11 protein-coding genes, 1 pseudogene and 1 riboswitch are annotated in these 19840 nt (G+C 64.8%); of the genes and pseudogenes, 8 read left to right on the plus strand and 4 right to left on the minus strand.

The features are described from left to right. Positions 1 to 457 precede the first annotated feature (457 nt). Genes GO999_RS17165 through GO999_RS17180 form a run of 4 tightly spaced genes read right to left on the minus strand, consistent with a single transcriptional unit; the run spans position 458 to position 7897 of the window. On the minus strand, positions 458 to 2371 hold the full coding sequence (locus GO999_RS17165; protein ID WP_211907013.1) for a putative cobaltochelatase: 1914 nt from the start codon (positions 2369 to 2371) through the stop codon (positions 458 to 460). Continuing rightward, on the minus strand, positions 2368 to 6501 hold the full coding sequence (locus GO999_RS17170; RefSeq protein ID WP_211907014.1) for a cobaltochelatase subunit CobN: 4134 nt from the start codon (positions 6499 to 6501) through the stop codon (positions 2368 to 2370). Before GO999_RS17170 ends, GO999_RS17165 begins: the two co-directional genes overlap by 4 nt. Further along, positions 6498 to 6827 (minus strand): (2Fe-2S) ferredoxin domain-containing protein, encoded by a 330-nt coding sequence (locus GO999_RS17175; protein ID WP_016723929.1) that lies wholly within the window; start codon positions 6825 to 6827, stop codon positions 6498 to 6500. Before GO999_RS17175 ends, GO999_RS17170 begins: the two co-directional genes overlap by 4 nt. Then, positions 6824 to 7897 (minus strand): HoxN/HupN/NixA family nickel/cobalt transporter, encoded by a 1074-nt coding sequence (locus GO999_RS17180; protein ID WP_016723930.1) that lies wholly within the window; start codon positions 7895 to 7897, stop codon positions 6824 to 6826. The genes GO999_RS17175 and GO999_RS17180 overlap by 4 nt, the downstream gene beginning before the upstream one ends. Positions 7898 to 7995: 98 nt before the next feature. Beyond that, positions 7996 to 8174: riboswitch (cobalamin riboswitch) on the minus strand. A gap of 343 nt (positions 8175 to 8517) precedes the next feature. Between GO999_RS17180 and GO999_RS17185 the strand changes: the two genes are divergently transcribed. The 8 genes and pseudogenes from GO999_RS17185 to GO999_RS17215 all read left to right on the plus strand — a co-directional run bounded on the left by GO999_RS17185 (position 8518) and on the right by GO999_RS17215 (position 19351). Beyond that, positions 8518 to 11406 (plus strand): type VI secretion system Vgr family protein, encoded by a 2889-nt coding sequence (locus GO999_RS17185; protein WP_211907015.1) that lies wholly within the window; start codon positions 8518 to 8520, stop codon positions 11404 to 11406. Between the two features lie 10 nt (positions 11407 to 11416). Further along, entirely contained in the window at positions 11417 to 13408 is a 1992-nt protein-coding gene (locus tag GO999_RS17190) for a Tle5 family T6SS lipase effector (RefSeq protein WP_211907016.1), read from the plus strand. A 3-nt stretch (positions 13409 to 13411) separates the two neighbouring features. Further along, positions 13412 to 14719, plus strand: a complete 1308-nt coding sequence (locus GO999_RS17195; RefSeq protein WP_205963262.1) for an SEL1-like repeat protein — start codon at positions 13412 to 13414, stop codon at positions 14717 to 14719. A 14-nt stretch (positions 14720 to 14733) separates the two neighbouring features. Continuing rightward, entirely contained in the window at positions 14734 to 15024 is a 291-nt protein-coding gene (locus tag GO999_RS17200; RefSeq protein ID WP_064478391.1) for a PAAR domain-containing protein, read from the plus strand. Between the two features lie 97 nt (positions 15025 to 15121). After that, entirely contained in the window at positions 15122 to 15772 is a 651-nt protein-coding gene (locus tag GO999_RS17205; protein ID WP_019719314.1) for a hypothetical protein, read from the plus strand. 510 nt (positions 15773 to 16282) lie between these two features. Then, on the plus strand, positions 16283 to 17281 hold the full coding sequence (gene waaC / locus GO999_RS17210) for a lipopolysaccharide heptosyltransferase I (protein WP_011003932.1): 999 nt from the start codon (positions 16283 to 16285) through the stop codon (positions 17279 to 17281). Between the two features lie 178 nt (positions 17282 to 17459). After that, positions 17460 to 17561, plus strand: a pseudogene (locus GO999_RS24815) (IS5/IS1182 family transposase); the annotation flags it as partial. 554 nt (positions 17562 to 18115) lie between these two features. Next, the gene (locus GO999_RS17215) at positions 18116 to 19351 is read left to right on the plus strand and encodes a glycosyltransferase family 4 protein (RefSeq protein WP_211907017.1); all 1236 of its coding nucleotides are present in this window, start codon (positions 18116 to 18118) and stop codon (positions 19349 to 19351) included. Positions 19352 to 19840: the final 489 nt, after the last annotated feature.

Consider the following 19840-nt stretch of genomic DNA (forward strand, 5'->3'; position numbering starts at 1 on the left):
AGGGAGAGGGGGCAAACTCGCTTCGCTCAGACAGCCCCCTCTCTTTTTCCTCCCTGCAACACAAATTCAAGGCGCCGCATAGGGCAAGGGCAAAGCAAACAATCTGTACGCTGACCTTGCTGCGGCAAACCTTGTTGCTGCTGAATTGGTGCTGCGATGGTTTGGCCGTTCCTGCCCTAGATGGCGCCTTGAATTTTTGTGACGGGGAGGAAAAAGGAAGGGGGCCTGTCTGAGCGAAGCGAGTTTGCCCCCTTCCCCTCCCCGTCACAAAAATTCAAGGAGGGGGGCGCCATCTCGGGCGCGCCTTTCTTTGCCTACTTTCTTTGGCAAGACAAAGAAAGTAGGTCGGCCCCGGCAGGGGACGAAACCCGGGATGGACCACAAACCCCCAACCCCAAAGCCCATCCAGCAGCAACCCAACACCAACCCAATACCAACCCAATACCAACCAACCCATTCATCCCGGTACCCGCTCCCGAATCGTCAGCATCAACTGCTCACCACTCAGATGATCCAACGGCAGGCAGTCGGCCTGCAGCGCCTGCGCGAGTTCGCGGGCGCGGCCCAGGCGGACGTAGTCTTGCTCGGTATCCAGCACCAGGGCCGGCGTGCCGCGCGCGGCCAGGTGTTCGGCCAGCGCCAGCGTTTCGCGCCACGGGTCTTGCCCCGCGTCCAGCGCGATATTGGCACGGCCGTCGCTGATGACCACCAGCAGCGGCGTGAGGTCGCCCGCCTGCGCGAGGGTTTGCGCCGCCAACTGCAGGGCATGGGCCAGCGGCGTGCGCCCGCCGGTGGGCAGCGCGGCGAGTGCGCGCTCGGCCAGCTCGACCTGGCGCGTGGGCGGCAGCACCAGCTCGGCCTGCTCGCCGCGGAAGCAGATCAGCGCCACCTGGTCGCGGCGCTGGTAGGCGTCCTGCAGCAGGCCGAGCACGCTGGCCTTGACCATCTCCATGCGGCGGCGCGCGGCCATCGAGCCGGAGGCGTCCGCCACCAGCAGGATCAGGTTGCCCTGGCGGCCGGCGTGGACTTTTTCGTGCAGATCGGCGCGGGTCACGCTGAAGCCGGCCGGATCGCGCAGCAGCGCGTGGCGCAGGGTCGCGTCCACCGCCAGCCGGGACGGGGCTTCGTTCGGCACCGCGCCGATGGCATGGCCGCGCCGCGTGCCGGTGGCCAGGCTGCGCCGGCCGCCGGCCTCGTGCGTTTGCCGTGCAGTCACTTCGATGCGGCCGACCGTGGCGGCCGGGCCGGCGGCGAAGACCTGTTCGGCGGCGCCGTCGGCGGGGGCGGTCTCGCCGCCGTCGTCTTCGGGTGGGGTGGTGTCCGTTTCGGTGCCGGGGCCGGTGTCGGGGCTTGCAGGCGGCGGCGTGGCTTGCCGCATCAGCTCGTCCAGCCGCTCGCGGTCCAGGCCGGACTGCTCGAACGGCTTGCGGCGGCGCCGATGCGGCAGGACCAGCTCGGCCGCGTCGCGCACGTCCTCGGCGGTGACTTCGGTGCGGCCGTCCAGTGCGGCGAGCGCGCGGGCGGCCTTGTGCATCACGATATCGGCGCGCAGGCTCGCCACCTCGAACTCGCAGCACAGCGTGCTGATGAAGGCGAACAGCGTGTCGGGCAGCGCGACCCGCGCCAGCATTGCCTGGGCCGCGGCAAGCCGGGCGCGCAGCGCATCGGTGTCGGCCTGCCAGGCGGCCACGAAGCCGGCCGGGTCGGCCTCGAACGCCAGGCGCCGGCGCACCACCTCGGTCCGCACGGCGGCGTCGCGCGGGGCGGCCACTTCCACCATCATGCCGAAGCGGTCGAGCAGCTGCGGGCGCAGGTCGCCTTCTTCGAGGTTCATGGTGCCGAGCAGCGTGATGCGCGCGGGATGGCGCATCGCCAGGCCGTCGCGCTCGACCGTGTTGTGCCCCATGGCCGACACGTCGAGCAGCACGTCGACCAGGTGGTCGGCCAGCAGGTTGACCTCATCGATATACAGCAGGCCCCGGTGCGCCGAGGCCAGCAGGCCCGGCTGGAAGGCCTTGCGGCCGTCCTTGAGCGCGCGCTCGATGTCGAGGTGGCCGAGCACGCGGTCTTCGGTGGCGCCCAGCGGCAGGTTGACGAAGGGCACCGGCGCGCTGGCGTGCGCGGCGTCGCCTGCCCGGCAGGCTTCGCATTCGGCCAGCGGCGCGTCGGGCGCGCAGTTGAAGGCGCAGCCGGCCACGCGCGTGATGGGCGGCAGCACGTCGGTCAGGCCGCGCGCGGCGGTGCTCTTGGCGGTGCCCTTGTCGCCGCGGATCAGCACGCCGCCCAGCGTCGGGTCGATCGCGCACAGCAGCAGGGCGCGCTTGAGCGGTTCCTGGCCGACGATGGCGGCAAAGGGATAGTGGTGGGTCATCGTTGCGTTGTCTCCCCGCGCGCTTCGAGCATCGCTTCGCTGCGCAGGTGCAGGGCCTGCAGCGCGGCCACGGTATCGGGCTTCGGCTCGGCCCACATCTGGCGCTGGATGGCTTCGAGCAGGCGCTCGGTGATGGCGTTGAGCGCCCACGGGTTGCTCTCGGCCAGGAATTGTTGCATGGCCGGGTCGAAAGCATACGCCTGCGCCAGCTGCTCATAGACCCAGTCGTCCACCACGTGGGCGGTGGCATCGTAGCCGAACAGGTAGTCGACGGTGGCGGTCAGCTCCAGGCCGCCCTTGTAGCCGTGCTTCTGGATGCCGGCGATCCACTTCGGGTTGGCCACGCGCGAGCGGAACACGCGCAGCGTCTCTTCCTTCAGGCTGCGCACGGCCGGATGATCCGGGTTGTGGCTGTCGCCGAAATACTGGCGTGGCTGGCGGCCGGTCAGGCTGCGGATGGTGGCGATCATGCCGCCGTGGTACTGCAGGTAGTCGTCGCTGTCGAAGATGTCGTGCTCGCGGTTGTCCTGGTTGTGCAGGGCGATCTCCACGCCGGACAGCCGGTGGCGGAAATCCGCGCGGGCATCGGTGCCGTTGTCGCGCCGGCCGTAAGCGTAGCCGCCCCAGTTGATGTAGGCCTGGGCGAAATCGGCATCGTCCTGCCAGTGCTGTTCCTGGATCAGGGGCAGGATGCCCGCGCCGTAGGTGCCGGGCCGGGAGCCGAACACGCGATAGAGCGTGCGCTGCTCGGCGGCCTCGGGCGGCAGGCCGGCGAACAGCTGGTGCGCGAGATCGGCCAGGTAGTGCTTGCGCACGAAGTTGCGCTCGACGGGCTCGTCCAGCCGGGCCACCGTGTGCACCGCTTCGTCCACCAGGTGGATGAGGTGCGGGAAGGCATCGCGGAAGAACCCGCTGATGCGCACCGTCACGTCGATGCGCGGCCGGCCCAGCTCGGCCAGCGGAATCACCTCGATGCCGGCCACGCGGCGGCTCTCCGCCTGCCAGCGCGGCCGCACGCCGAGCAGCGCCAGGATCTGCGCGATGTCGTCGCCGTGGGTGCGCATGGCGCTGGTGCCCCACACGCTGATGCTGACCGACTCCGGATCGTGGCCGGTTTCCGTGCGATGGCGCGCCAGCGCTTCGTTGGCCAGCGCCGTGCCGATGCGCCAGGCCGCCTGCGACGGCAGGCTGCGCGGATCAACCGAATAGAAGTTGCGCCCGGTCGGCAGCACGTGCGCCATGCCGCGCGTGGGCGCGCCGCTCGGGCCGGCCGGCACGTAGCCGCCCGCCAGGCCGTGCAGCAGGTTGCCGATCTCTTCCGTGGTACGCGCGAGGTTGGGCACCAGCTCGCGGCAGACGAAGGCCAGGGTCTGCCGGATCGCGCCGGTGTGGGCGATGCCCGGCAGCACGCTGGCCAGCGCGGCGTCGGATCGGGTCGCGTCGAAGCCGTGTTCGGCCAGCGCGGCGATCAGGGCGCGGGTCAGGGCACTGACGGCGTCGAGCGCATCGGCGCGGGTGACGAGCGGCCGGTCCGACAGCCGCTGCAACGGCGGGGACACCGCTTCCAGCCGCTTGCCCTTGTCGTGCTGCAGCGCATCCCAGGCAAGGCCGAGCGCTTCGGCCACGCCGGCCGGCAGGCTCGGCACGCCCAGATTCGGCAGGCGCACCATCGCGCAGACCATGTCCACCAGCGCGTCATCGGCCGGCACGCGGCCCAGCACGTGCAGCCCGTCGCGGATCTGCGCCGCGCCCAGTTCGCACAGGTAGCCGTCGATGTCTTCGATCAGGTGGGCGACGTCGACGCCGTCCATCTTCGCCAGCGACAGCGGCACGCCGTCCGCGTTGAGGGTGGCGTCCCACGCGTGGTCGTGATCGTGGTGATGATGGTGCTCGTGCTCGTGCTCGTGCTCGTGCTCGTGACCATGATCACGACCGTAACCGTAACCGTGACCGTGACCGTGGTCATGATGGCCGTGGTGATGGCCATGCGGGTGGCGGTGCGCCTTGGCGGAAACCGGCCGGTACCGCTTCGCGCCGGCGGCCTTCGGCGTGGCCGGGCGATACGTGCCGCCGCTTACGCGCGCCGGTTCGGCATGCGTGTGCCCGTGTCCATGCTCATGCTCATGCTCATGGTCGTGATCGTGATCGTGATGATCATGCTTGAGCATCGCCGCCAGGTCGGCATCGAGCCGGGCTTCCTTGATCAGGTCCCAGATCTGCTGCTGCAGCAGGGGCAGCTTGGCCGGGTCCAGCATTTCCACCTGGTAGTACTCGTCCACCAGCTGGGTCAGCTGGGCCAGGGGGCCGTAGGTGTCGGCGGTGGTCATCGGCGGCGTCAGGTGGTCGATGATGACCGCGTGCGCGCGGCGCTTGGCCTGCGAGCCTTCGCCCGGATCGTTGAGGATGAACGGGTAGAACAGCGGCAGATCGCCCAGCAGCGCGTCGGGGAAACAGGTCTGCGATACGCCCACGCCCTTGCCCGGCAGCCATTCCAGCGTGCCGTGCTTGCCGACGTGGACGATGGCATCCGCGCGCCATTCGTCGCGCAGCCAGCGGTAGAGCGCGTAGTAGTGGTGCGTGGGCGGCAGGTCGGGGGTGTGGTAGATCGCGTCGGGGTCCATGCCGTAGCCGCGCGGCGGCTGCAGTGCGACGAAGGCGTTGCCGTATTCCATACCCGCGAACACGAGCTTGCCGTCGTGCACATAGGCGTTGCCCGGCGCATCGCCCCAGCGCTGCCGCATCTTGTCTTGCAGCGGCGCGGGCAGGTCGCTGAACCACGCGGCGTAGCGCGCGGCCGGCACGGTGGCGATGGCCTGCTCCAGCTGCGCGGCGCTGAGGTAGTCCTCGTCGTAGGCGCCGCGGTCGATCAGGGCGTGGATCAGCGCGTCGCCGGATTCGGGCAGGCCGTCGATGCGGTAGCCCTGCGCCTGCATGGCGCGCAGCAGGGTCAGCAGCGAGGCCGGCGAATCCAGCCCGACCGCGTTGCCGATCTGCGAGGCCTTGCTGCTGGAGTTGGTGAAGAGGAAGGCGATGCGCTTGTCCGCCGGGGCCGTGCGGCGCAGGGCCACCTGCCGCGCCACGATGCCGGCCACGCGCCGGACCCGGTCGGGCAGCGGCGCATAGGCGGTCTCGTCGCGCTCGTCCTTGAACGACATGGGCACGCTGACGATGCGGCCGTCGAACTCGGGCAGCGCCACGTTCATGGCGGTGTCGAGCGGGTTGAGGCCGCGCTCGGATGCGGCCCACTGGGCCTGCGTCATGCTGCTGGCGATGGCCTGGACGACCGGCACGTCGAGCCGCGCGAACGCCGCCACCGACCAGCCGGCGGCGGTCGGCCCGTCGGCGTTGACATCGCCCATGGCGAACGAGGTGGTGTTGACGAGCGCGTCGATGCGGCCGACCCCGTCATCGGCGAAGACGTCGAGGGCGGCCGGCATGCCGGTGGCATCCAGCGTGCGCAGCGAGGCGGTATAGACCGGCAGGGCGTTGAGCTGCTGCTCGGCCAGCGCGTCGACCAACTGGTCGATGAAGCGGGTGTTGCCGCACAGCCAGTGCGCGCGGTAGAAGGCGATGCCGACGGTGGGCCACGCCGGGTTGCGGATGGTGGCCCAGTCGTCCAGCGTGGCGGGCGCGGCCAGCTCCGGGTGGTAGATGCCGTGTTCGGGCAGCGCCATGGGCGGCTGGTAGCCGAAGCCGGTCATCAGCAGGCGGTCGGACAGGCAGCGCAGCAGCTGCGCCAGGTTGCCGGTGCCGCCGGCCTGCAGGTAGGCGGCCACCTCCTGCTGCAGGGCGGGCGGCACGGTCGAGCGCGCGGCCAGTTCCGGATCGGGCTCGCCGGTGCCGCTGACGATGACCAGCGCCCGGCCCTGCGCACGCGCGTCTTGGAGGAGCGCGTCGATGCCGGGAATGGCCTGCAGCCGGCCCAGCACGCGCACGATCACGATGCGGGCGCCGGCGATCGGGCCAGCGAGCAGGTCCGCCATGCGCGCATCGTCGCCGATGGCCTGCAGGTGGAGGCCGGTGACGCCGGCGAAGCCGTCCGGCAACTGCGCCGTTGCCCGCTGCAGCGTGGACAGGTCGGTACCGGCGTGGGTCAGCAGCACGATGCCGCCGTGGGATAGGGTGCTCATGGCTGCGGCTCCGGTTCGACGTCACCGAGGCCGGTGCGGTGGAAGATGCGGTCTTCGACGGGCGCGCCGCCGGCTAGGTGTTCGTCGACGATGCGCCGCACCGAGGCGGCATCCAGGTTGCGATACCAGACGCCGTCGGGGTAGACCACCATCAGCGGCCCCTGCTTGCAGACCGCGAAGCAGTGCGTGCGGGTGCGCTTGACGCGCAGGCCCTCGCAGGCATCGATGGTCTGGCCGAGCACCTTGAACAGCGCCTCGGCTTCGGCGCCGTCCTGCGTGCAGCGCGGCCCGGTGCACATCAGCACGTGCTTGTGGTGGGTTCTCATGGCAGCGGGGCTCCCTGGGCCGGATGCGGCAGGCTGTCGTAGCCCTTCCATTTGTAGATGCAGGCCGATACCGCCCAGGCCAGGACGAAGACGCCGATCATCAGGTAGCCGAAGTGGGCCAGCCCCTCGTTGAGCGAGCTCACCTGGTCCCAGAAGCCGCCGCTCAGGTTGAGCTGCCGCGCCAGCAGCCCGAGCGCCTCGATGCCGCCGATGCCGAACGCGATGAGCACCGACACCGAGGTGATGGTCAGGTTGTACCAGAGCTTGCGCACCGGGTTGACGAAGGCCCAGCCGTACGCGCCCACCATCAGCACGCTGTCGAGCGTGTCGATCAGCGCCATGCCAGCGGCAAACAGCACCGGAAACACCATCACGGCCGACGGCGGGATGCCGTCCGACGCATGCCCGGCCGCGACCGAGAACAGCCCGATCTCGGTGGCGGTATCGAAGCCCAGGCCGAACAGGAAACCGAGCGGCGCCATGTGCCAGCTCTTGGTCACCAGCCGGAACATCGGGCGGAACAGCCGCGCCAGCAGGCCGTTGCCGGCGGTCAGCATGTCCAGGTCGGCCTCGGCCAGCGTGGCGCCGCCGCGCACGCGCATGAAGCGCTTCCAGGTGCCGACGAGAATCACCAGGTTGGTGACGGCGATCGTCAGCAGGAAGAACGCCGAGATGCCCGTCGAGATCATGCCGCCGATCTCTTTGAACGCGTCGATGCGGTCATTGAGCGCCGAGGTGGCCCGCACGATGATGGCCACGCCCAGCACGACCAGCGCCGAATGGCCGATGGAGAAGAAGAACCCGACCGAGAACGGGCGCTTGCCCTGCTGCATCAGCTTGCGCACCACGTTGTCGATCGCGGCGATGTGGTCGGCGTCGACTGCGTGGCGCAGGCCGAACAGGTAGGCCAGCAGCGCGGTGCCGAGCAGTCCGGGGTGGCCGGCGAAGGCGGCCAGCGCCCAGGCCCAGGCGGCCAGGTTGGCGATGATCAGCAGCAGGAGCTGGCTGATGGGCGCGCGATGCTGCGCGATCAGATGACGAAAACGCGGACGGGAAAGCGGCGAAGCCACGGATAGGTCCCCACAAGGGTCATCGCCGCGAGTGAGGACAAGGCAGCCATGGGCCGCTTGCGGTGATCCCCCGGTGCACCCCGCCCGGTTTCAACCCACGTCGACAGAAGGAGATGGCCGGTCTCCTGGCTCGCGCGTCATCGCCTGGCGCCGCCTTCCCGGCATCGTGCGGTGGCTGGTTGGCGCAGACTCGTCGCTTACAGTTGCGGGGGCAGCCGCGGCATCGCACCGCGTTCCCGTTTCACCCTGGAAGGGCACCATCATCGTGAGGCGGGATGATACGCCGTGGCGGCGGGCTTGGGAATGCTGGAGGGGGGCGGACGCAAGTTTCGTCCGCGCCGTGCGGTCGGCTGACTCGCCGCGGTCATCGTTCCGCGATGCCCTGCGCACCTGCCGTTGACGCACGCGCATTCGCGTGGGCCGTTTTGCCGCTGTGGTGAGATTGGCCGCCGGAGTATTCGTGGCCGGCGCTCCGTGAGGCCATGTGAATTTGGTATCTCGAATATATGAATGCGTTTTTTTGATTTTTATTATTTGTTAACAAAGCGCGATTCAATTGCTTTGAAATAATCGGTTCCATTAAGATTCCAGATTTTCATGCAATCCGGGTTTTGCCGGATATGGACATGCGCACGAACATCACGGAAGTCGTCAACGCCATCCGCTCGGGCATGGTCCAGGCCGGCCGGATGGTCAAGCTGGACACGCCGCTGGGCGCGGATCAGCTCCTGCCTCAGCGGGTCCATGGATGCGCTCGCATCGGACGCAACTACGATTTCCAGATCGATGCGATTCACGTGCTGGATGCCTTCAAGCCGCGCGACCTGATGGCGCAGCCCGTCACGCTCTGGATACAGCAGACCGACCACACCTACGCGCCGCATCACGGTTATGTCCACGCCGTGCACAAAATCGGCTCGGACGGCGGCGTGCATGCGGTACAGCTCACCGTGTCGTCGTGGCTGCATTTTCTGCGCTATCGCCACGACGCGCGCAACTGGCAGGACAAGACCGTCGAGCAGATTCTTGCCGATGTGTTCAACCGGCATCAGCGCGCCCAGGGTGCGTTCCGTTTCGTGCTGCGCAACCCGCTGCCGGTCCGCTCTTTCGTCCAGCAGTTCGAGGACGACTGGAATTTCGTGCACCGGCTGATGGAAGAGGAAGGGCTGTTCTTTTATTTCGAGCAGGCGGAGGATGGCAAGTCGCACACGATGGTGATCGTGGACAGCGTGGACGCCTTGCCGGCATCCGGCCCGGCCCGAGTGCCGTTCTGCCGCAGCGGTGTGGGCGAAGAAAGCGATGGCTTCACGCACTGGGAAGAGGCCGGCGAACTCCATAGCACGCAGCTGACCACGCGCACTTTCGACTACAAGCAACCGGCCTCGGCGGCCTGGCCCAAGGGCACGAGCATCCCGACCACCGGGCAAAGCGCCCTGCCGTGGGCGGCGGAGGTATACGAATACACCGGCGCCTATACGTTCGGCCAACAGGCCCAGGGCGACCGGCTGTCGCGCATCCGCGTTGAACAATGGGAATCCGCCGCGCAACGCGTGTGCGGCATGGGCGGCCTGCGACGCATCGATGCGGGGCGCTGGCTCGAGCTGGTCGATCACCCGGAGCGCCAGGCGGGCGATCGCCCCGAGGACTGGCAATTCATCACGATCGAGGCAGTCTGGGGCATCGAGAACAACCTGCCCGTATCGTGCGCGACGCGGCAGATGGCGCGCAGCCTGAAGGCGGACATCGATGCCCTGCGTGCCACGCATGGCGGAGATGCAGATGCCCTGGCCGCGCGCCATGCGGACGGCAGCACCGGTTTCTTCGTCATGCAGATCGAAGCGCAGCGCCGGACGCTGCCATACCGCAGCCCGTTCGAGCACCACAAGCCGGTCATGCAAATTCAGACGGCCACGGTTGTCGCGGAGGAGAACGCGCTGGTCTGCACCGATGGGCTGAACCGGATCAAGGTCCGGCTCCACTGGGACCGGCTCAACGGCGACCTCGCCAGCGCCAGCTGCTGGGTGCGCACCGCCTTCGCGGACGCGGGCGACGGTCGGGGCGCCGTACACGTGCCGCGCCCCGGCGAAGAGGTCTTGATCGGCTGGGTCGATGGCGATTGCGACCGCCCGATCGCGATCGGCCGCGTGTTCAACGGCGCCAACCGTCCACAGTGGCACACCAACGGGATTCTGTCGGGCCTGCAGTCGCGTGAGTACGGCGGCAAGGGCTACAACATGCTGGTGATGGACGACGCGACCGGCCAGCCCCGCGTGCAGCTCGCCAGCAGCAGCACCGGCGCCCACCTGCACCTGGGCTACCTGATCGACCAGAATGGCAACATGCGCGGCGCGTTCCTCGGCAACGGGTTCGACCTGAAGTCGCAAGCTTACGGCGCGGTGCGTGGCGGGCTCGGTCTGTACTTCTCCACCCACCCGGTGACATCGCAGCCGCTCGATGCGCGCCCGGCCAGAAACCAGCTGGCGGACGCCGCGCGAGTCATGGACTCGTTGTCCCAGGCCAGCGCCGCGCACCAGGCGGACAGCCTGGGTTCAGGGCACGACACGCTCAAGTCCTTCGCGGACGCGACCGAGCACAGCGTTACGGGCGCATCGCCCGATAGCGCATCGCTCGATAGCGCGTCGGCAGGTGGCCTGACGGCGGGCGGCGGCACCGGTCAGGCCAACGCCTTCAGCCAACCGCTGATGCTGCTGGCCAGCCCCGCAGGCATCGGCCTGTCCACCCAACAATCGACGCATATCGCCAGTGACGCCCATACCAATCTCGTCAGCGGCCAGAGCACGCATATTGCAGCGGGCCGCTCGCTGATCGCCAGCGTGGTCGAGACGATCAGCCTGTTCGTGCAGAACGCGGGAATGAAGCTGTTCTCGGGCAAGGGCAAGGTCCAGATTCAGGCGCACGCCGACGATGTGGAAGTCTCCGCGCACAAGGCGGTGCGGCTCGCGTCGGTGACCGACAGCATTCACGTGGTCGCTAAGAAGGAAGTGCTGCTCACGGCGGGCGGCGCCTACATTCGCATCGCGGACGGCAAGATTGAGGTACACGCACCCGGCATGCTCGACTTCAAGGGCTCGGATCACGCGTTCGGTGGGCCGGCGCAGATGAATGCCGATCACCCAGCGTTTCCGAAGAACATGCCCACCACGCCGCTTGCGCTCAGCGCGGCTGCCTCACCGGCTTCCACCTCGTCCTTGCCGGCCGGCATGCCTTACACGCTGCTCGCTGACGGCGCGGTCGTTAAGCAAGGCGTGCTGGACGCGAGTGGGCAACTGCTGATCGACCACTTTCCCGCCACACAGCAATACCGCCTGCAGCTCGCCAATGGCGTCACGCACGACATCCCGGTGCCCGCCGAATATCACAGTGCGGCCAACGGCGAGTTGGCGAACCAGGGGTTCCATTTCCACGAAAGCAACGAAACCGGCGCGGCAGACCGGGCCACGCACAGGCAGGCTTACCACGACGTGCTGAACCCTGACACGAACGCTTGAGAATCGGGACATGGCAACAAAACCCATCGTCACCCCGCTGGCACTCAACTGCACCCGCAGCGCCACAATCACGCTGCCGTGGTTCGTGCAACATACCGAATACGACTCCGCACAAGCGACGTTTCGCCCGCTGGTGAACGGCGAGGAGGCGTTTGGCGCGGTCTATGACGCGATTGCTGCCGCCAAGCACAGCGTCGACATCATCTGCTGGGGCTTCCAGCCGTCCATGTACTTCAAGCGGGGCAGCAACGCCCAAGGTACGCTACCGATTGGCGATCTGCTTGAGGCCATGGGCAAGCAAGGCGTCAAGGTGCGGTTGCTGGTGTGGAGCGATAGCTTGCACCTAGCGCAGTTCTCCGAGAACATGACGCCCGGCAACAACGTCGCCTCGTACCGGTCGGACACGCGGAATTCAGCGCAGCGCGAAGTCGATCAGCTCTGGTACTGGCGTGCCAATTTGAACAACGTCACCAAGGGCTCGGCGGCAAAGTGGTTGATGCCGGGCACCGCCATGCAGGAGATTGCCAAAGCCATCCGCAATCACGCGCTGCGCGACAAGGCCCTGACCAATGTGGAATTCGCCACGCGCGACTTCAACCTCGGCGAGCGCGCAGAGATCGCCTGGCGCACCTGGACGCAGGGCAAGGATACCGGGCGCAGCACGTTCACCAAGGACGCCAATGCCGCCGCCATGGCTGGCGAGCCGTCCCATCATCAGAAGATGGTGCTGGTCGACTACGAGATGCCGGAGCGGGCCATGGGGTTCGTGATGGGGCACAACACGCTCGACGCGTACTGGGACCGTGACGATCATGGTTACACGCGCATGCATCCGCAGATGGGGCGCAACGACCATCACCCACGCCAGGATATGTCGAGCCGGGTTACCGGCCCCATCCTCCAATACCTGAACCGGAACTTCTGCCAAGCATGGAGTGACGCGACGGGGCAACAGCTGGAGGCAGGGAGGGCGGCGATCGCAAGCCAGCTCAAGCTGCGTCGCGACTTCGACACGCCGGTCATGGCGCAGATCCTGCGAACGCAATCGCAGCACGGCAAGCGCGACATCGAGGCGATGTACCTGCAGGCGGTGAACAACACGACGAACTTCGTCTACATCGAGAACCAGTATTTCCGGTTCCCGCCGCTGGCCGACAAGATCAAGGAGGCGGCCAAGGTCCAGTTTGGTGCTGGGCGCGACCAGGGCAAGCATGGTCCGCTGCACCTGTTCGTGGTGACCAACTCGAACGACGATGGGATCGGCCTGGGAACGGTCAATACGTACCGGATGCTGGAAGCGCTGGGGCGGGCCGATACCCTGCCCGGCGTCGCCACATTGGAGCGGGAAGACGCGCGCCAAGCGTCGTTGAGCAAGCAGCGTGCGCAGGCGATCGATCAGCAGAATCAGGCCAATCAGGTCATTGAAGACGCGGACGCGTTTCTCAAGACCGAGGACACGGCGTCCACGCGGCAATGGCTGGCAGACGCGCAGCAGAAGCTCAAGCGCGCCACGGCCAAGCGGGCCGAGCTGGAGGCGGAGATGAAGAAGACGCTGCCGAAGACCATCCAGTCCGTGAAGATCGACGGACTGGAAGTGCACATTTGCACGCTGGTTGCCCCCGACTCGCCGCCGAACAATTGGGACTACGTGTACGTGCACGCGAAACTGATGATCGTGGATGATGTGTTCATGACGCTGGGCTCGGCCAACATCAACACGCGCAGCATGCAGGTCGACAGCGAATTGAACATCTGCCATGAGCATTCGGGGGTGACGCAGCCGCTCAGAAAGCGGCTCTGGGGAATCCATACCCGGCCCGGTCCTGCGGAACACACCAATTCCATCTATACGAATGCGGTGGGCGATGATATGGCGAAAGCATTCACCGCTTGGGGGCAAATCATTGCTCAGAATGTTGATAATCAGCGCAACAACTTAGCGCCGTGCGCCTCCCTGATTGGCTTCATGCGCACCTCAGAAAAACGCAGCTATCTGGACTGACCGATGAACAAAAGCATTCTGATTGTTGCGCTCGCGTTCCTCACCTGCGCCTGCGCGAAAAAGGAGAACCCGTTGGCTTCGTTACCCGACATGAGCGCCGTGCGCGCCAACCTTGCCTTTACCTGCGTTCACGAGGCTGACCACCTGCCGCCACTCGATCCCGAGGCAGACCAGCTTTTCCAATACGGGCGGCATTTGCAGAAGAAGGAAGGGCCGAAGAATTTCAACGACATCGCCCGCTACTACCGGATCGCGACGGCGCACGGACACTACAAGGCGAATAACAACCTGCAGTCACTGGTCTCGCAGGGGCTAGCGGACTCGCCAGACGCACCAAAAGAGACGATCGACCTGGCCGCGCAACTGGTGAACCAGGGGGTACCGGGCGGCTACTACGACATCGGGCACTATCTGGAACTGGGATACGGTCTGAAGCAGGACACCGAAATGGCACTGCGCTACATCCGCAAGGCAGCTGACCTGGGTAGTCCTGACGCGCAGTATTACGTCGCAGAAAAACTGGCGCCAATCGACAGCGCGCCTGCGATTGCTCGTCAGATGTGGCAGTGTGCGGCGGACCAAGGACACGGCAAGGCTGCGAATACGCTGGGCATTGACCTAAAGAGAGACAGGCTATACCCGGAGGCCGCCAGCGCCTTCCAAAAAGCTACCGCAGCGGGTAACCCACAAGGGGCGCTCGTGCTGGAGACCGCATTTTCTGGAGTTTCGGAAGGAGATCGTCTTGCTTACATCGGTGTAGCAAAGGATGCTGAGCGCTCGCGCCGCTACGAGGCTATTGGCGAATTTATCAGCAGAAACGACGGCCGTAACCCCAAGGTTCCGGACATCGACAAAATCGTCCCGCTGCCACCCGCGAAACTGCCGCCGTGGGACGGCACCTTCCAGTGGGAAAAAGACCAGGCCGCCGCCGCCGTTCCTCAGAAACCATCCGACGAACTGATCGACCGCCTGAGCAAAGCCAAGCATCTCGACCCGGCCACCGGCCTGCCGCTCGCCAAGCCCGAGCAGGTCGCGCAGATGGAAACGGAAGCCGCGCCGCCGCCCGCGCGTCTGCCGCTGGGCACCATCGCCCGGACTGGCGATTCCTGCCCGCAGGATGGGGTGTGGTGCGTGAGCCTAGCAAAAGGCATGGTGGCCGATGCGGAGCAGAGCTTCCTCAAGGGGATGGAATTGCCCTCGCTCACGATCTACCAGCCGCGCCGGTTCGCGTGGATGGACAACTGGATGGGCGTGCGCCAGCAGACGGTGCCGGTGGCTTGGAAGCTGGTCGGCTACATCCATGAGGCGTAGGCGAGGACGAACCGATGAAACGCTATGTGATCCTGTCAGGCGACAAGACAACCGTCGGCGGTACGGTACAGGCGACGGTGACGACGCTGCAATTGAACAGCGTCCATGTCGCGCACGAAGACGACGCCGTTGCATGCCCGGCTTGCCACTCGACCGGAAAAATCCAATGCAGCGGCGGGCCACGCTTGCCGATGAATGGGCCGGACGGGCGCCGGATCGCATTGCACGACGACCTGTGCATCTGCGAATGCCAGCCACCGCCGCGGCTCGTGGCTTCCCAAACCGTCATGGGCACGGGCAAATAGATGATTGCCGGTGATCTGCCGAACGGCGACGCGCGCTGATCGCACAACAAGGCCGCTCGGCTCGCGGCCGCTTTTCGATTGAGAAAGGACCTATCCGGTGTTTGACGATCTTCCCCGTATTGACGTACAGCAGGGATTCCTGACGTCTCCGCTGACGTTCATTCATGGACGATTTGACCCGCACGAGCAATTCCTGCCGATCACGGAGGCGGATGGCGTAGTGCGGTGCCATCTTTCGCTGATCGACGCATTGATCGAAACCGTGCAGATACTGCGGATCGGCACGCCCTGTTACGTGGCGCCGACGGCGTTGCTGGCGTCCTCCCATTTCAAGCATGCGCATGGCACGGGATACCGTGCGGACATGCATCTCGGCTGGCCCGCCTGCAATGGCAAGCTGCTGCTCCGGTCCACGGGGCGCCTGGCGACCTATTCCCGGACGCTGGTGAGCAACCCGGCCGAGGAAGCGCCGCAGCCGTCAGCGTTGCAGGTCGATGCGGGCAGCCTTGCGGTCTTTGCGCGCCTGCGCGAATTCGCGGGGCTGTTCGCCTGGTCCGAAACGATCGCCCAACAACTCCGATGGCCCTCCAGGAAACAGATCGAAGCCGCCGAGCATGCGCTCGACTCGGTTGAACTCAGGCATGGGGAGGCGTCGGACGTCAACCAGATCGCCATGTTCGATCCGGAGTTCGGACAGTGGCACTTCGTGGCAATGCATCTGGCGGAATCGACCGATTCATGCCGATAGCGCTGCGTCGCGCGATGCCTCACGTCTGTCAGCCACGCTGACGAGGACGATCGGCTAGACCCCGAAGGGGCCCACGGCCACAGCGGCGAGGCGGAACCAACGGGAATGGATGGACATGTCGTGCTTACGGCAGGTGTCCGAGGCCGCCGCTGTCGAAGACGCCCGACTTGCGCGGAACGAATCAAAACCGGAAACGTCATGCGCCGCCGAAACGTCGAGCGGTTCCGATTGCGTGCAGGCCGGGGTGGGCGGGCTCAGCGCTTCTTAAGCATCCATAGCATGCCGGCCGAGGTCCGCGGCGCCCGGTTTGTTGCCGGATCGCGCAGATACTAGGGTGTTGAGGGTATGCCGGCCGATCGCACACGGGATTGGCGGTGCGGCGTTTTGCCACTGCGGCATGGGGGGCGTGCCATGCACTTTCGCCAACGGCCGGAAGTCGAAGACGTGGAAAGACGTAGACGCACTGGACGGCCTGGCAGCCGATGCCGCGTCCCTCAAGTCAGACCCTGCATGAAACGAATCCTGATTGTAAAAATGACATCGCTCGGCGACGTGATCCAGACGCTCCCCGTCGTCACGGACATCCGCCGGGCATTCCCGGGTGTGGAAGTGGACTGGGCCGTCGATGAATCCTGCGCGGATGTCGTGCGCATGAGCCCGGGCGTCAGCCGCGTGCTGTCCGCGCCGCTGCGCCGCTTCAAGAAAACGCGCAGCCTGGCCGACCTCAAGGCGATCCTGGCGCTGGCCGCCGCGTTGCGCCGGTATCGCTATGACGCCGTGCTCGATCTGCACGGCGTCTACAAGAGCGCCATCGTTTCGTTCGTCGCCCGCGCGCGCCGGCGTTTCGGCTACCGCGATCCGGACCTGGGCGAACGCGGCGCGATGTTCGCGTACAACCGGCGCTTCGGTCCGCGCCCCGCGTGCAACGCCTGGCACGGCATGCGCATCAGCGCAGGTGAAGCGCTGGGCTACATGCCGCAGGGCTTCGCGGATTACGGCATCGTGACCGGGCGGGGCGGCGAACGGGCACAGCCGGGCCACGCCGTCGGCGCGCCCTACGCCCTGTTTTTCCATGCGACCTCGAAAGACGACAAGAAATGGCCCCCTGGGCATTGGGCCGCGCTGGCCCGCGAGATGCTCGCGGGCGGGCTGCGCGTGCTGTTGCCCTGGCACGCCACCGCCGAGCTGCGCGAGGCGCTGCGGATCGCCGCCCTGGCGCCCGGCGCCGCGGTGATGCCGCGCATGTCGCTCGCGGAGCTCACGCACAAGATCGAGGGCGCCGCGGCGGTGGTCGGTGTCGACACGGGGCTCGTCCACATGGCACACGCGATGAAGAAGCCGACCGTGATGATCTTCCTCGCCACCTCGCGCGACCACTGCGGGATCGCGGCGCCGCGTTCGCTGTCGATCGGCGAGCAGGGCTGGGTGCCGGGCGTCGACGATGTGCTGAGCGGGCTGGCGCGCGTCTTTCCGGAGTTCGGCCCGTCGAAATCCTCGATCGCTGCGTGATGGGGCTTCGGGTCGGGGGGCGCACTGTCGGTGGTGCGGTGCCCGGCGGTGTTTCAGGGTTTCTGCGGCCCCGGGTTTGTCATCAATCGTCCGTCCGAGATTTGAAGAAGGGCCAGTCGTCTATAAATGCGAGCGCATGAAAAGCAGATAAGCGTACAGGGACGGCCGATGGGAACGGATCAAAGACCTGCCGCCAGGTCGAGCCGGGCATGTTGGGGTGACATCTCGGGACAGCCGGCTGTTCGTGGATGCTGTGTTGTACCGCTATCAGGGCGGGATCGCTAGCGACGGCAGTAAACTTTTTGCGCAGCGCGTGCTTCAATCAATCACCTTGAGCTGGTCAACTCGCGCATCCTCAGCGATTGAGTCAGCGGTTTGTGATGGGGGCAGGCAGCCTACCCGCAATGAATGTGCCGCAAGACGTGGCGAGGTAGGGCGTACCTGAAGCCAAGCGGGTTTGCGCTTCCGAGCCGCAGTCAGTTGCAGCTTTAGGGTTGCTGCTGCTGTCCGGAGGAGAGCGCCCCTCCACGATTACCCAAGTCCTCGCTGGGTGGGGCTGCTTCAGCATTTGCGAATACGCTGTCTGGATCTGTCACTCGTTTGGGGGGTGAAATTTTCATAATGTTTCTATAAGATTTCGACCCAGTTGGGGCGGCCGGTCACGAGATTTCTTATTAGGCCTGCTAGGCGTGTTATGGCGCGGCACGTCAACGTCTCCTAGGAAGCGGAATATTAATATAATTAAAAATAATTAATACGATTGATTTTAGGAATTGAGTTGAATTTTTCCAATCTTGGAGAGGTTGGGATAAAAATAAAAAAGGGGAAGCGGGCGTGCGGTTGCTTTTCATTCATCAAAATCTTCCCGGTCAATTTCGACACCTGCTTTCTTACTATATGAAGCGGAAGGATGTCGAAATATTTGGCATTGGGGAGCGGCGTTGGGTTAAAGAAAATCTTCCGAATATCCCAGCAGGTTGCAGGGTTCTTGTCTACGACCTCCCTGAGGTAAAACGCGAGAAGCCGAACCCGTATATGCTGTCCACCAGTTCCGCGGTGGAGCGGGGGCAAGCGGTGGTTCGGCTATTGCAAATGCTGAAAGCTCAGGGCTTTATACCGGATGTTGTCTATGCTCATCCGGGATGGGGAGAGTCGCTTTTTGTTAAAGACGTGTTTCCAGCATGCCGCCTTGTTCATTATTGCGAGTTTTTTTACCGCGCGATCGGCCAAGATGTTGGATTCGACCCTGAATATCCAAGTTCATTCGATGAAATATTAGGGCTGCGAGTGCGTAACGCAGCGCATCTATTGAGCTTGGACGCCATGGATGTTGGAATCACTCCGACGCATTGGCAATTGCGGTGCTTCCCTGAGCCTTATCAAAAGAAAATACATGTCATACATGACGGCATCGACACGAAGAAGGTGCGTCCTGACTCTTCGGCTGAAATTCAATTGCCGAATGGCAAGGTTTTGATGGGGGCAAACGAGGTTGTTACGTTCGTGAATCGCAACTTGGAGCCTAGCCGAGGGTTTCACACCTTCATGAGATCACTGCCAGAATTGCTGGCTGCCCGACCCAACGCGCAGGTTGTCATAATCGGAGGAGACGGCGTGTCTTATGGGAAACCATCCAGCTTTGGTTCCTACCGATTGCAAATGCTGAATGAACTCGGCAAGAGGTTGCCGTTGGATAGAATTCATTTCCTAGGCCGGATTCCGTACGATAAATATCTGAAGGTATTGCAGATATCCTCCGTACACGTCTACTTGACATACCCATTTGTTTTGTCGTGGTCTCTGCTGGAGGCAATGGCGGCTGGGTGCTTGGTGATTGGGTCAGATACATCCCCGGTTCGCGAAATTATCGAGGACGGAAAAAATGGCTTACTGGTAGATTTCTTTTCGCCGGATAAGATGACGGGATTAATTGGTGCGGCTTTGATGGGGGCGGGTGAATTGAAGAAACTTCGGCTGTCCGCGCGGGGAACGGTGGTTGAAAAATATGACTTAATGGAAAAGTGCTTGCCTCGCCAAATGGAGATCTTGGATTGTGGGTGGTCGTCTTAAATTGAATGTGCCATGCTGGTTGGAGATTTTTGTCTATTTTGTCGATTGTAAGGTGAATGAGCTTGTGGTGGCTTTGGGGAGGTAGTTCCCAAAAAATTCCTGTGCTTGAGGGGTATCCAAGTGCTTAGGTTCATCTTACAATCGTCTTATCAACTGGGGATTACGCTCAGCCATCGTTGCAGTCCAAGAAATTGGATGCCTCCAGGCAATGCGTTACTAGGATTCGGCAAGGGATGGGGAGCCCATGCGAGCGGAGTTCAGCCAGTAGAATGTATTTCCGCAGATGAGTTTGGGGGGGAGGCAGTAGCGAGAAGTTTGACTTGAGGCGCAACGCGTTGGCAGGAGCATTAAGCGCGAGTGTCCTGTTCATCCATCAGAATTTTCCTGGGCAGTTTCGACGCGTCGCAGCTGATCTGGCTCGGTCTCCCGGTTGGCGTGTGGTTGCCATCTGCCGGACATCGTCGTCGTGCACCCAGGGTGGAGTGAGTC

This window comes from Ralstonia nicotianae, from assembly GCF_018243235.1.
GTDB lineage: Bacteria > Pseudomonadota > Gammaproteobacteria > Burkholderiales > Burkholderiaceae > Ralstonia > Ralstonia nicotianae.

Bases quoted from the DNA above. Each gene is read 5' to 3' on its own strand.
- waaC (WP_011003932.1), top strand. From the start codon at position 16,283: ATGAAACGAATCCTGATTGTAAAAATGACATCGCTCGGCGACGTGATC.
- GO999_RS17200 (WP_064478391.1), top strand. From the start codon at position 14,734: ATGAAACGCTATGTGATCCTGTCAGGCGACAAGACAACCGTCGGCGGT.
- GO999_RS17190 (WP_211907016.1), top strand. From the start codon at position 11,417: ATGGCAACAAAACCCATCGTCACCCCGCTGGCACTCAACTGCACCCGC.
- GO999_RS17185 (WP_211907015.1), top strand. From the start codon at position 8,518: ATGGACATGCGCACGAACATCACGGAAGTCGTCAACGCCATCCGCTCG.
- GO999_RS17165 (WP_211907013.1), bottom strand. From the start codon at position 2,371: ATGACCCACCACTATCCCTTTGCCGCCATCGTCGGCCAGGAACCGCTC.
- GO999_RS17170 (WP_211907014.1), bottom strand. From the start codon at position 6,501: ATGAGCACCCTATCCCACGGCGGCATCGTGCTGCTGACCCACGCCGGT.
- GO999_RS17195 (WP_205963262.1), top strand. From the start codon at position 13,412: ATGAACAAAAGCATTCTGATTGTTGCGCTCGCGTTCCTCACCTGCGCC.
- GO999_RS17175 (WP_016723929.1), bottom strand. From the start codon at position 6,827: ATGAGAACCCACCACAAGCACGTGCTGATGTGCACCGGGCCGCGCTGC.